The sequence below is a fragment of the Thiothrix sp. genome (assembly GCF_028714775.1).
GTDB lineage: Bacteria > Pseudomonadota > Gammaproteobacteria > Thiotrichales > Thiotrichaceae > Thiothrix.
Genome location: NZ_JAQTLS010000005.1, coordinates 114,366 through 126,519, shown reverse-complemented (window position 1 = coordinate 126,519; position 12,154 = coordinate 114,366). Strand labels below are relative to the sequence as shown.

The window sequence follows — 12,154 nt, the reverse complement described above, 5'->3', positions numbered from 1 at the left end:
ATTTTTATAATTTATTGGCTAAACGTCTGCTGGTAAACACGGGTTTGTTTAACGGCATCTGCCACCAGTCTATGCCCAACGCTGTTCCAATGCCAGTCTTGGGGGACGAAATCGACTTTTTTTCCGGCTTGCTGCGCTTGGTAGAACGTAGGGTGCATATCCACTACTTCGTAACCGCGCTGGCGGGCAGCCTGCATGAAGTACTCCCGCATTTGCCCGAAATAGCTTTGTTGCGCGGCCTTCCAGTCGGTTTCGTTGTTGACTTCGCGGATGCCATCAACCACAAACAGGATTTTTTCGGTGGGTAATCCGGTTTTTTTCGGTAAATGTTGGAAGAACAGCTCTACTGCGCGTTTAGAATTCGTCAGCCGTTTGGCATCTGTTGCCGCCCCAATCCCGCCGAAATGTACAGGTGGGGTATCTGGGTGGTCAAACCACGCTTTGATTTGTTTCGGGTTCAGGCCGACGTTGGCATACAAGTACCGCACCAAAGCTGCGTTTTTCAGGAAACCGCGCAAGCCGCTGCGGTAGCTGCCCGGATAATCCAGCAGTTCTAAACGCGCTTGCTCGCTGGTGTCGGAAAACAGGTACATGCCACTGAGGATGTCCTTGCCATATTCCATCAGACTTTGGTCGAAATCATTGGCAATGATGGTGAACGTCATTGCCTTGGGCTGGTATTCGCGCCGCGCATGGTCGGCAAAGATCAGGTATTGGCTGAGCGGGGAACCTTGGATACCGAAACCATAAACGCGCCCTTCGCCCCTCAGCCCCGCGTTCAATAATGCCTGCACGGTATCTTTATTGGGGATTTGTTCGGCTTCAATGAAACTGTCGCCGATCACCGCCATCAAGGGTTTGGTGGTTTGTACATAATCGTAATCGCTGTAAAAACCGTCGTTATTGGCCTGTTTTTGCTGGGCAATGGCAAAGTTCCAGCCGCTGCTGTATTGGTGGGTGGAATAGGGTGGGTAACGCATCAAGGGGTTGGTCGCATTGACGGGCAACGCGGTATAGACGCCGCTGACGGGCAGGAAACGCAACACGATTTCCAGCCCACCGAGCACGATGCTCAGGCCGAACAAGAAAGAAATGGCACGGAACAGCCATTCTTTGCGGCGGGAAAGAGGTTTGCGCATATCCATATCTGCCATGATTTTTACCCACCGATTATAGGGTCAGCCTCCCACAAACAGGGATACCCGACTAGACAAAAGGTAGCAAACAACGGGTGGCGTTTTAGAATTGCTCTAACTCGACCTCGCGGTAGACGAAATCCACGTTCTTTTTATGGTTCAACTCGTACAGCCTGACTTTGCTCCAATCTTCGTAGCGGCTTGAGTCCACGGCGGTTTGCAAGTCAGTGCCATCGTCCACCGCTTTTGCCATGTCTTTGCGCAAGCGCTGCATGTAATTGCGGGTCTTTGTCACCATCGGGAAGGGTGGTGACTGCACGCTGCCATGACCAGGAATCATGAATTTCGCATCCTTAAAGGTGTCCAGCAGCCACGTCTGCGCGTCGATGGATTTCTGTGAGCTGCCATCCGCCATGAAGGTCACGCGGTTGTTGAAAGCAAGGTCGGAAATCCACACGATATTGTCTTCTTTCTGGTGCACGATCAGGTCGCCAAACGAATGGTGCGGGCCGGTATTGTAAATGTCGAAGGTTTTCCCGCCCGTGCTGATGGTGTTTTTGGAATACAGTTCGCCGCCAATCAAGATGTCGGGCGTGACGGGTTTGAAACCAGCCATGTCCGGCTTGATGAATGTTTCACGGTAGCTCACGGAATGCCCGATGCGTTCGGAATTGATGTATTCCAGTGTGCCTTCATGCCCGATGACCGTGACATTGCCTAAGTCCTTGATGGCAATCGCGCCATACGCATGGTCAGGGTGATTGTGTGTCAGGATCAGGTATTTGATGGGCTTGTCGGTCACTTGCTTAACCGTGCTAATGATGCGTTGTCCCAAGCGCGGGCTACCCAGCGAGTCGATCACCACCACACTGTCGTTGGTCACGACGAAGCCTGCATTACCGTTGAATCCCCGGTTATTTTCATCCACTTCCGCGATATTGCCGTAGAGGAAATACGTGCCGGGGATGACTTCGTAAGTTTTCAGTGGTTCGCTGCTGCTGGTTTCAGCATTAAAGGCTACGCTGGGTGCATCATCGGTATCGACGGCTTTCGTTGGGTTATAGACTTTGCCCGGTGTCGTGCCGAAAGCATGGTCAACTTCGGCGCGGGTATAGGTTTCCGTGGTGGGCTTTTCGTTGTCGGCGGCGGCAATGCTTAAGCTTACCCCCAGTACGCTTGCCAATAGGTATCGGTTCATTGCTCCATCCTCCCCGTTATTTGCGGAATATCAATAATACGCCAAACCTTCCATACGGAAAAAGAAACCTTTGCCGATTGCTTTGGCCTAAACTTGGATGCATTCACTACCCAAAGGAGAAATACCCATGCGTCGTCTAATGTTTGCCCTTATTGCCTTGATGCTGGCGGTTAATGTCCATGCCAAAGAAAAACAGCACGTCATCGACTTGACCGCAGAGGCTTGCACCGACAAGAACCCTTCCACCTCCGGCATGGTGGAGTGTTACACCCGTGCCGAGCAGGAATGGGATAACGAACTCAACCGCGTGTACAAAGCACTGCAAGGCCAGCTCAAGCCGAAAGGCCAAGATGCCTTGAAACAGGCGCAACGCGAGTGGATAGCGCAGCGCGACAAGGAATTTGACCTGATCAATGCGATCCACGCGCAACTGGATGGCACAATGTGGATTCCGGTGATGATCGCCAAACGGGTGGATGTGGTGAAAGCGCGGGCGCTGGAATTGCAGTCTTACGTGGATTTGCTGAAGGATGCTGAGTAGCTGTCGTAGGCGCAATCAATACGGTGCTTTCAAACCCGGAAACATTGGGAAGTGTTTGATATTGCACGTTATGACTTCCAGTCCATGCACCTGCGCGGTCGCAGCGATGATGCCATCGACCAAATCTGTGCCGTGGCTTTTCATGTATTGGTTGAGAAAATGCCCGCCGACCGTGGCAATTTCAGCGCTGACCGGGAAAATTTCCCACAAACCAAACAAGTTGTCGAACAGGGATTGCTCACGTTTATTGCGCACGCCCGCCAGAATTTCCGTGACTGTCAGTGCAGATAGGCAAGGCGCAACTTCTAGCGATTCCATGAAGGTCTGCGCTTGGGGATTGCCGCGTGAAAAGTCGATGAGGATGCAAGTATCCAGCAATTTATTCATGCGCGAACCTGTCCAACCGTGCATTTAAGGACTGGCGGATGTGTTGGTGGGTGGTTTCTAGATCGTTGCGGTCTTCCCAAATGCCGTAAAGCTGACGGGTTGCCTGTTTCCAGTCGGTTTGTGCTTGTTGCTGTTTTCTCAGAAATAATTCAACGCCTTGACGAATCAGGTCGCTTTTGGCGACGCCCGATAGTTTGGCGAGTCTGCCGAGGGCTTCACATTGGTCATTACGCAAAAAAACTTGTACACGTTGCATTAGGTGCTCTCCTACATACGTTATGTGTGTAGCGTAGCATATTTTCACCGTGGCTAGCGTACCCAATGTTACTGTAATAATTGTTACAGTAACCCACGACTTGGCCTACAGCCGGATAAAATACGGTGTAGCGCTTAACAAGCTGCCGATCACAACCAGTAACAGGTTGCTGGTCATGAAGTACGGGAAAATCATTAAGCTCAAACCACACAGTAGTGGCACGGCGCTGGATTGTTTCTTGCCGTAGAGGAAATAGCCGAAGCCGATGGAACTGAATAGCAGTCCCCACAGTAATGACGCAGTATCCATGATCAAATCTTTCGGGTATTTGTCCCACCCTCCCCAATCAGGGAAGGGCGGGGCGATTGGTTTATAAACGGATGAAACTGGATGCTTTCAGCGTATTTTCATCGCCAACCACACTGCTGCTTGGGTCGACGAAAATACTGGTAGGGTAGCCCAACGTTAGGTCATAGCTGGCCTTGATGCTGGCGGCTTTGGCATTGATGGCACTGTTTACTGTCGAGAACAGTTGTTCAATGGTTTTGCCTTTGGTTTTCAAGTCCGTATACGACAGTGTTTTGCCGGTACTCAGGTTCACCCCGGAATACAAGATGCCGGAACGGATGACCAGTTGCAGTCGCACTGGGGTTGCCGTACCGCCAGTGGTTTGTTCCAGTATGTAGCTGTAATTGCGGATTTTCTTGTTAGTCCAGAGTGTGCTGTTGGCGGTTAGTGCGGTGCGGATCGCAGCATAAGGGTCAACGGCGGGCGGTGGGGTGCTGATGGCGGCTTGTACCGCCGCATTGGCATCCACCAAGCCTGTGCCGCAGCCAGTGCAAGGGGCAGGGAAAGCGCGGGCAGACGATTTGAGCAGGCTTTCCACTTGATCCGGCGTCAGTGCTGGGTTGGCGGCTAACATCAGTGCAGCAACGCCAGCAATGTGCGGGGTTGCCATGCTGGTTCCTTGATAGTAGGCATAGGTGTCAGCAACGGCTTGTTGCTTGCCAGTATTCAAGGTGGAAAGGATGCCGTCAGCACTGCCCGTATTCATTGAACCACCCGGTGCGGCAATGTCAACGATGCTACCGTAGTTGGAGTAATACGCTTTGCCGCCATTGCGCCCAGTTGCCGCGACGGTAATGACACCGGGGCAGTTGGCTGGGGAAGAAGTGCTGGCGTCGGTATTGCTGTTACCCGCTGCGACCACCACCACTGCTTTTTTGCTGCGGGCGGTATTGATGGCGTTTTGCATGGTAATGCCGCAAGTGGATGTGCCGCCCAAGCTCATGTTGATAACGCGGGCAGGGGTTGGGTTAACGGGTGCGCCCGTGACCGCGCCACCGACCGCCCATGTGATGGCGTCAGCAATGTCAGAGGTATAACCGCCGCATTTGCCCAATGCCCGTAGCGGCATGACTTTTGCGCCAAAGGCTACCCCCGCAACGCCAGTGGCATTGTTGCCCACGGCGGCAATCGTGCCTGCAACGTGCGTGCCGTGCCAACTGCTGCTGATCGCGCTGGCGCTGCCGCATTCGCCCGCCAGCACGTAGTCGCCGGGGTCGGTAGGGTCTGCATCACGCCCATTGCCGTCGTTGGCAACCAGCGTGTCATTAATCATGTCGTAACCGGGCAGTAAGTTCGGCTTCAAATCCGCGTGTGGCAATATGCCAGTATCAATCACCGCCACCACGCTGCCGCTTCCGGTGGTGTAACCCCACGCTTGATCCGCGCGTATACCGCTGATCGCATCCAGCAAAGGCCATTGGTAACTGAGGTAAGGGTCATTAGGTGTGTAAGCAGGGGGAACGGTCGGTGTCACCATTTTCGTCAGGATGTAGTCTGGCTCGACGTATTCGACTTCCGGTTGAGCTTTCAGCCAAGTTGAGAGCGTGTCCCACTCGGCCTTGCCCTTACGTTTGTCGAAGCGGAATACATCGGACTTTTGAAAGGTACTTTTGGTGTAGCGGAAACTTTGTTTCTTTTCGGTGCGCATTTTGCCCAAGACTTTATCAGCCGCAGCAGTGCTGGTAGTGTCGCGGAAACGCACGATGAGCTGGTCAGTATCCGGTTGGGTACTCGGGACTTTGGGGGTAATGTCTGGCTTGACGGGCATATTGGCAAGGGCAGACGGTGAGTTCAGGGCTGCGCCAACAGCGAGGGTGAAGGCACATAAACGTAAAAGCCGGGGGTAAGGCATGGTAATTCCCTTTGTTGTTATCGACACCCTATTCGTTACATGTTTTTTTATTATTGAAATTAGTTTGGCATATATCCGACTGGAAGCAATGACCGTCCGACGGATGGCTTTGCGCCTCGCTATTGTGGAACAAGCCAGCATTGCAGTTTCTGGCGTAAGCCATCCATCGAGATAGGCTTGGTCATGTAATCATCCATCCCCGCTTGCAGGCAAGTTTCCCGGTCGCCCTGCATGGCGTTGGCGGTCATGGCAACCACCGGGGTACGGGGATGATGACGTTCCAGTTCCATCTGGCGGAAACAACGGGTGGCTTCGTAGCCATCCATGCCGGGAAGCTGGCAGTCCATCAGCACGAGGTCGTAATGGTTTTTTGCCAGCAGGTCGACGGCCTCATGCCCATCCATCGCAATGTCAAAGCTGAACCCCATTTTGGTCAGCATGACGTGAGCCACCTTGATATTCACCAGATTGTCTTCAACCAACAGTAAGTGCCCCCCGAGTGGCGCGTGTTCCTTGATGTAAGCCAGTGGGGAGGGGAGTGCCGATTGTGCTTGGGCGGTAATGGTGTATTTGTTAAAGGTGAGGTCGAAATAAAACGTGCTGCCTTGTCCGGGGGTTGATTTGACGCGGATGTTGCCGCCCATGAGGTGTACCAGCTCTTGCGCGATGGTCAGCCCTAAGCCAGTGCCACCGTAGAGGCGGGTAGTGGATTCATCGGCTTGGCTGAAGGCATTGAAAAGGGCTTCGAGATGTTCGGGGCTGATACCGGAGCCGGTATCGGTGATTAGCAGGCGGATGCGGGAAGTAGTGGGCGTATCTTCCAGCCGTTCGGCTTTAACGCCGATACTGCCGCGCTGGGTGAATTTGATGGCGTTGCCCAGCAAATTGCCGAGTATCTGTTTGAGACGGATGGGGTCGCCGTAATACCAAGCGTGCTGCCCTGCTGGCAGGGTTTTGTAAAGTTGCAGGTGTTTCTTGGTGGCGGAACCGCTGAACAGCATTGTCATGTCGTCCAGCAAATTGAATAGGTCGAAGGGGATGTGTTCCAGCACCAGTTTGCCTGCCTCAATCTTGGACAGGTCGAGTACTGAGTTGATCACTTCCAGCAGTATTTCTGAGGAACTGTAAGCGGTGCGCAGGTATTCACGCTGCTGTGGGCTGAGTTCGGTTTGTCCCAAAATATCCAGCATCCCCAGTACGCCATTCATCGGGGTACGGATTTCATGGCTCATGTTGGCAAGGAAGCGCGATTTTTCCTGCGACTTTTGCAAGGCGCGGATTTTTTCCTGTGATTCCTGCTGGAGGGTTGCATTCATCGCCAACATTTCCCGCGAGGAAACTTCCAATGCCTGTTCGAGCAAGTAGTGGTTTTGCCTATTGTCGCGGTAGCCCCGGTTCATGCGCTCCAGAAAATCGCGCCAAGCGGCGGCGTCTGGCGGGCTGTCTGGTGTGAGTCCGGCGGAACGCAATTGCCGCACGAGGGGACGCTCATAATCAGGCTGGACAGCGGCGATGTGGGAAATGGTTTCCATGACCAATGAATCCTGTTGGTTTGCTGATTATTTTTGTTTATTGATAATGATCATGGCACACAGGTCAGTGCAGTGCCAGTAAATTTTGTTACGGTGTGGCTATGGTAATCACGTAAGTTGACGCGCTGGTCGTGCCGTTTCCGGGTGTGTACACTCGCGCTTTACCTTGATCCCGGAAACCCTACGGAATGTCAGAAGAACAAAAGCGTTTGCTGGAACAGCAACTGTGGAATATTGCCAATACTTTGCGCGGCAAGATGAATGCGGATGAGTTCCGGGACTACATCCTTGGCTTTATTTTCTACAAATACTTGTCGGAAAAGATGCATTTGTACGCCAATACCTTGCTGGATGAGGATGGCGGCGGGTTGGATTACACCGAACTGAATGAAGCCAGTGCCGAAGACCAAGAAATCATCGCGGCGATTGCCGAGGAAGCGGTTCCCAAGTTGGGTTTCATGCTCAAACCTGCCGAACTGTTCAGTGCCGTGGCGCAACGCGGGCAGGACAATAGCTTCATCCTCGATGACCTTACCCGCATCCTCAGCAATATTGAGCGCTCGACGATGGGCACGGAAAGTGAGGACGATTTCAACCAGTTGTTTGAAGACCTCGACCTGACTTCCAGTAAGTTGGGCAAGACTGAAAAGCAGAAAAACGAGCTGGTGGTCAAGGTGCTGAACCATCTGGATAAGATTGATTTCCGGCTGGAGGATAGCCACGCGGATGTGCTGGGTGATGCCTATGAATACCTGATCGGGCAGTTTGCCAGCGGTGCGGGCAAGAAAGCGGGGGAGTTTTACACGCCGCAAACGGTTTCCTCGATCTTGGCGCGGCTGGTGACGGCAGACAAACAGGTGCTGAAATCGGTGTATGACCCGACCTGTGGTTCCGGTTCGCTGTTGTTGCGGGTCGCCAAGGAAGTGCGCGATGTGGGGCATTTTTACGGGCAGGAACTCAACCGCACCACCTATAACCTTGCCCGCATGAACATGATTTTGCACAACGTCAACTACCGCAAGTTCGACATTGTGCAGGAAGATTCGCTGGAACATCCGCAGCATATTAACGAGCGTTTTGAGGCGATTGTCGCTAATCCGCCGTTTTCAGCGCACTGGAGCGCCAACCCGCTGTTCCAAAGTGATGACCGTTTTTCGCAATACGGCAAGCTCGCGCCGCAAACCAAGGCGGACTTTGCGTTTGTGCTGCACATGATCCATCACCTTGCTGATAACGGGAATATGGCGGTGGTGTTGCCGCATGGGGTGTTGTTCCGGGGCGCGGCGGAAGGGCACATCCGCCAGCATTTGATTGCCGAGCGTAATTTGCTGGATGCGGTGATTGGTTTGCCTGCCAATATCTTTTACGGCACGAGCATCCCGACTTGTATTCTGGTGTTCAAGAAATGCCGCACGCATCCGCACGACATCCTGTTCATTGACGCCAGTCAGGGGTTTGAAAAGGCCAAGAACCAGAACAATTTGCGCCCGGAAGACCTCGACAAGATTATCAGCACGTACAAAGCGCGGTCTGCCGAAGCCAAATACAGCGCGGTTGTGCCATTGGCGGAGATTGCCGAAAACGATTACAACCTCAATATTCCGCGTTACGTCGATACGTTTGAGGAAGATGCGGCGGTTGACCTTGCTGCGGTCACTGCCGAACTCAAGGCGCTCGAAAGCGGGATGGCGGCGACCGACAAAACCATTGCCGACTTCTGCCAACAACTCGGCATAGCGAGTCCATTCTGATGGCTGATATAATTAATCTTCCTGCATTGAGATTTGATAGTTCGTTTGGTTGGTCTAAACGCCGCCTTGGTGACGTGGTTGACCAAATGCAGAGTGGCGTATCCAGATTATTGAGTGATCAAGATATTGGTTATCCAGTACTTCGTTCTACAAACTTGATTGATGGTCAACTTGATTTTTCAGATTTGAAATATTGGTATAAAGTTGATGACAAAGGGGTGAATTTAAAAAACTTTATTTTGAAAGATGGCGATTTATTGGTTAATTTTATTAATAGTCTCGCTCAAATTGGTAAGGTTGCTGAATACAGAAATATTCTTGGTCGAGATTTTATCTATACAACCAATATTATGCGATTGACTTTTAAAGCGAATGTGTCTTTAAGGTATATGTATTACCTGTTTCATACGTCTAGGTATGAAAAGCACATAGCGCTAATAACAAAGCCTGCTGTAAATCAGGCTAGTTTTACAACAAAAGATTTTAAGGATTTTGATTTCTTTATTCCTTCGTTTAAAGAGCAAAAAAAAATCGCTGACTTCCTGACGGCTGTCGATACTAAAATTCAGCAGCTCAAACGCGAGCGCGAACTCATGCAACAGTACAAAAAAGGTGTGATGCAGCAGTTGTTCAGCCAGCAGGTGCGGTTCCAGGATGATGACGGGCGCGATTACCCGAATTGGGAGGAAGACGAGTTCGGTAAGTTTGTCACAAATAAATCAAGCAAGTATGATCCTAATAAAGAAATTGTGGATTTTATTTGCGTTGAGCTTGACAGTCTAGGCCAGGAAACTGGTGTGTTACGACAAACATATTCTTCGAGAGAGCAAGCTAGTATTAAGAGCAAGTTCAAGAAAGGAAATGTTTTATTTGGGAAGTTACGTCCTTACCTGAAAAAGTACTGGATGGCGTCGTTTGATGGTGTGTGTTCAACAGAAATTTGGGTTTTAGATGGTAAGAAAATACAGAATGACTTCCTCTTTTATCTGATTCAAACTCATGAGTTTCAAGAAATTGCGAATGTTTCATTTGGTTCCAAAATGCCTCGCTCAGATTGGAGTTTTGTTTCAAGCCATCTAATGGCTTACCCTTGTTTTGAGGAGCAGGGGAAGATTGCGGGATTTTTGGTGGCGATTGATGCCAAGATTCAGCAGGTGAGTGCGCAAGTTGCGCAGGCGGAGACGTTCAAGAAGGGACTGCTTCAGCAGATGTTTGTTTAATCAAAAGGAATTTACCATGCAAATCGAGCTTAACAACCAACGCAAAATCCGCCTCACCCGCCTGCACCAGTATTACACCTACGGCGGCTTGTTGCTGGGTCAGCCAAACGCTGAAACCAATCAGCGGAATATTGAGCAAAGCTGCGAATACGCCCCAAAGCTGCTGAACTGCGACAAGATACACCTGATCGAGCCAGTCAGCACTTGGACAACCAGCAACTTCCTCGGCAACATCCATTTCATCGAAGACCCGCTGCAACATGCAAAGGAATGCCATTCGGACACTCCGCAGCAAGGCAGGCGCGGCACAGTGCTGGAACGGTTGCCATTGATAACCTGCTTCGGCACATTTTTTTCCCAACCCCTGTTGAATGACACCGAGGAATCCAACGGCTCACAACTAACACTGGCTTGGTATCAGGACGAACTCGCCATGCCACTGGATAATCACGTAATTGAGCAAATCAAGGCGCTGGACTGGGAACAGCTTGCTGAACCATTTTGGCATTAAGGGAGTTAAGAGGGCTGTTGGCGAGGGGATGGGAGTCTTCAAGAACGTTGATGCGCATTCACATAAGCCGTCAGTACAGCAGCCATGCGGGCGGTATAGCCTTTCGGGTTTTCCGCTTTGAAGAACTCCAACACTTCACGAGGAAGACGTAAGCTGATCGTCGGTTTAACCTGCGGTGCGACGACCTGTGCATTTTGCCAAAAGGCTTCGTCCAGTTCCGGGATGTCACTTGTATGGGTTCGCCGGGTATTCGGGAAACGCCGAAGCGTTGCGGTTATGCAGGCACGTTTCTTGCCCCTTCACCCATTGCGGGGGAAGGGCTGGGGATGGGGGGGATGTTCTGCGTGATAGCCTTCAAGAAATTCTTCATAAAATTTGATAATGATCAGCATTGATACGTTACACTAATGTAACCATTGCCGACGTTGCCTGCACTGAGGGATGGCGGCACTGGCGATGAGTTAGCAGCACAGGCGTATGCTGCAAACTCGACAATTCCCAAACAACTCAATGTTAAAAAAAATGGAGATTCATTTATGGCTAAGTTACGTCCTGTATTAGCGGCATCGTTGGTGATGCTAGCTTCCTTGGGATTCACCGCCAGTGCGGAAGCCGGATCATGCCCCGGCATTGCTATCCCAGCGTATTTCTACCCCGGCACAACCTGGACTACCTCCACCAATTCAGCCCCCCGCGTTAACGTGATGATCATGAACCCCAACAGCGGGCCGGGATTGTCCCAAGACCCCCAATACGTGCAGTCCGTAAAGGCCGCGCAAGCAGCAGGCATCAAAGTGCTGGGGTATGTGGCTTCCGCGTATGGCGACCAAACCATCCGCCCGCTGCAAATGATGCAGAGCGAAATTGACAGCTACAAAAACTGGTACGGTGTTGACGGCATTTTTGTGGATGAAGTCGCCAGCAGTGCTGCCTTTGTGCCCCAATACCAGCAGATTGCAAACTACATCCGCAGTGCTAAGGGCGGTTTCGTCATGCTGAACCCCGGTGTTGTGCCTGCGGCGAGCTACGTCAATATGGCGGATACCACCGTGGTGTTTGAAGACAGCTACGCCAATTACCTGAACTGGGTCATGCCTACATGGTTATCCAATTACCCCGCCAGCAAAATAACCCATCTTGTTTATGCTACCTCAGCAGCCCAAATGCCCAATGCCGTCAAACTGGGTGCGGTGCGGAACGCCGGGGAATTGTTTGTGACCAACGACAAGCTGGATAACCCGTGGGATACCTTGCCCAGCTATTGGACGACCGAACTATCCGCGATTTTGACCGGCTGCAAATAACGCCTGTCTTGTGCTCGGAACAAGCCCTCTCCCGTTTCTTACCCCCTTCACCCCTTGCGGGGGAAGGGCTGGGGATGGGGGGGATGTTCCGCGTGAGGCTCTCCGATTCGGTTGAAAA

General features: G+C 51.7%; 13 protein-coding genes. 5 read left to right on the top strand and 8 right to left on the bottom strand.

The window, feature by feature from the left end; all coding sequences use genetic code 11:
- Window positions 1-11: 11 nt before the first annotated feature.
- Window positions 12-1,154: an SGNH/GDSL hydrolase family protein gene (locus PHE17_RS06000; protein WP_301014912.1), complete on the bottom strand. Its 1,143-nt coding sequence runs from the start codon at window positions 1,152-1,154 to the stop codon at window positions 12-14.
- Between the two features lie 85 nt (window positions 1,155-1,239).
- Complete coding sequence (locus PHE17_RS05995; RefSeq protein WP_301014911.1) at window positions 1,240-2,334, bottom strand: MBL fold metallo-hydrolase; 1,095 nt, start codon at window positions 2,332-2,334, stop codon at window positions 1,240-1,242.
- Between the two features lie 127 nt (window positions 2,335-2,461).
- Here PHE17_RS05995 and PHE17_RS05990 point away from each other — a divergent pair, with 127 nt between their 5' ends.
- Window positions 2,462-2,875, top strand: coding sequence for a lysozyme inhibitor LprI family protein (locus PHE17_RS05990; protein ID WP_301014910.1), 414 nt, complete (start codon window positions 2,462-2,464; stop codon window positions 2,873-2,875).
- 15 nt (window positions 2,876-2,890) lie between these two features.
- Here PHE17_RS05990 and PHE17_RS05985 read toward each other — a convergent pair whose 3' ends face one another.
- The 5 genes from PHE17_RS05985 to PHE17_RS05965 all read right to left on the bottom strand — a co-directional run bounded on the left by PHE17_RS05985 (window position 2,891) and on the right by PHE17_RS05965 (window position 7,250).
- Window positions 2,891-3,262, bottom strand: a complete 372-nt coding sequence (locus tag PHE17_RS05985; RefSeq protein ID WP_301014909.1) for a type II toxin-antitoxin system VapC family toxin — start codon at window positions 3,260-3,262, stop codon at window positions 2,891-2,893.
- Window positions 3,255-3,518: a ribbon-helix-helix domain-containing protein gene (locus tag PHE17_RS05980; RefSeq protein WP_301014908.1), complete on the bottom strand. Its 264-nt coding sequence runs from the start codon at window positions 3,516-3,518 to the stop codon at window positions 3,255-3,257. The genes PHE17_RS05985 and PHE17_RS05980 overlap by 8 nt, the downstream gene beginning before the upstream one ends.
- 105 nt (window positions 3,519-3,623) lie before the next feature.
- Window positions 3,624-3,827 carry a hypothetical protein gene (locus tag PHE17_RS05975; protein WP_301014907.1) on the bottom strand — a complete coding sequence of 68 codons (204 nt, stop codon included), beginning with the start codon at window positions 3,825-3,827 and terminating at the stop codon, window positions 3,624-3,626.
- A gap of 61 nt (window positions 3,828-3,888) precedes the next feature.
- On the bottom strand, window positions 3,889-5,718 hold the full coding sequence (locus PHE17_RS05970; protein ID WP_301014906.1) for a S8 family serine peptidase: 1,830 nt from the start codon (window positions 5,716-5,718) through the stop codon (window positions 3,889-3,891).
- Between the two features lie 119 nt (window positions 5,719-5,837).
- Entirely contained in the window at window positions 5,838-7,250 is a 1,413-nt protein-coding gene (locus tag PHE17_RS05965) for an ATP-binding protein (protein ID WP_301014905.1), read from the bottom strand.
- Window positions 7,251-7,438: 188 nt separating this feature from the next.
- On the opposite strand from PHE17_RS05965, the gene PHE17_RS05960 reads away from it, so the two are divergent.
- Genes PHE17_RS05960 through PHE17_RS05950 form a run of 3 tightly spaced genes read left to right on the top strand, consistent with a single transcriptional unit; the run spans window position 7,439 to window position 10,732 of the window.
- Window positions 7,439-9,001 carry a type I restriction-modification system subunit M gene (locus tag PHE17_RS05960; protein WP_301014904.1) on the top strand — a complete coding sequence of 521 codons (1,563 nt, stop codon included), beginning with the start codon at window positions 7,439-7,441 and terminating at the stop codon, window positions 8,999-9,001.
- Window positions 9,001-10,221, top strand: coding sequence for a restriction endonuclease subunit S (locus PHE17_RS05955; RefSeq protein WP_301014903.1), 1,221 nt, complete (start codon window positions 9,001-9,003; stop codon window positions 10,219-10,221). The genes PHE17_RS05960 and PHE17_RS05955 overlap by 1 nt, the downstream gene beginning before the upstream one ends.
- Window positions 10,222-10,237: 16 nt before the next feature.
- A complete protein-coding gene (locus tag PHE17_RS05950) occupies window positions 10,238-10,732 on the top strand; it encodes a hypothetical protein (protein ID WP_301014902.1) in 495 nt (164 codons plus the stop codon).
- A gap of 38 nt (window positions 10,733-10,770) precedes the next feature.
- Here the strand turns inward: PHE17_RS05950 and PHE17_RS05945 are convergent, their stop codons facing one another.
- Window positions 10,771-10,947, bottom strand: a complete 177-nt coding sequence (locus PHE17_RS05945; protein WP_301015004.1) for a BrnA antitoxin family protein — start codon at window positions 10,945-10,947, stop codon at window positions 10,771-10,773.
- A gap of 321 nt (window positions 10,948-11,268) precedes the next feature.
- Here PHE17_RS05945 and PHE17_RS05940 point away from each other — a divergent pair, with 321 nt between their 5' ends.
- Window positions 11,269-12,036 (top strand): spherulation-specific family 4 protein, encoded by a 768-nt coding sequence (locus PHE17_RS05940; protein ID WP_301014901.1) that lies wholly within the window; start codon window positions 11,269-11,271, stop codon window positions 12,034-12,036.
- The last annotated feature ends 118 nt before the right edge of the window (window positions 12,037-12,154 follow it).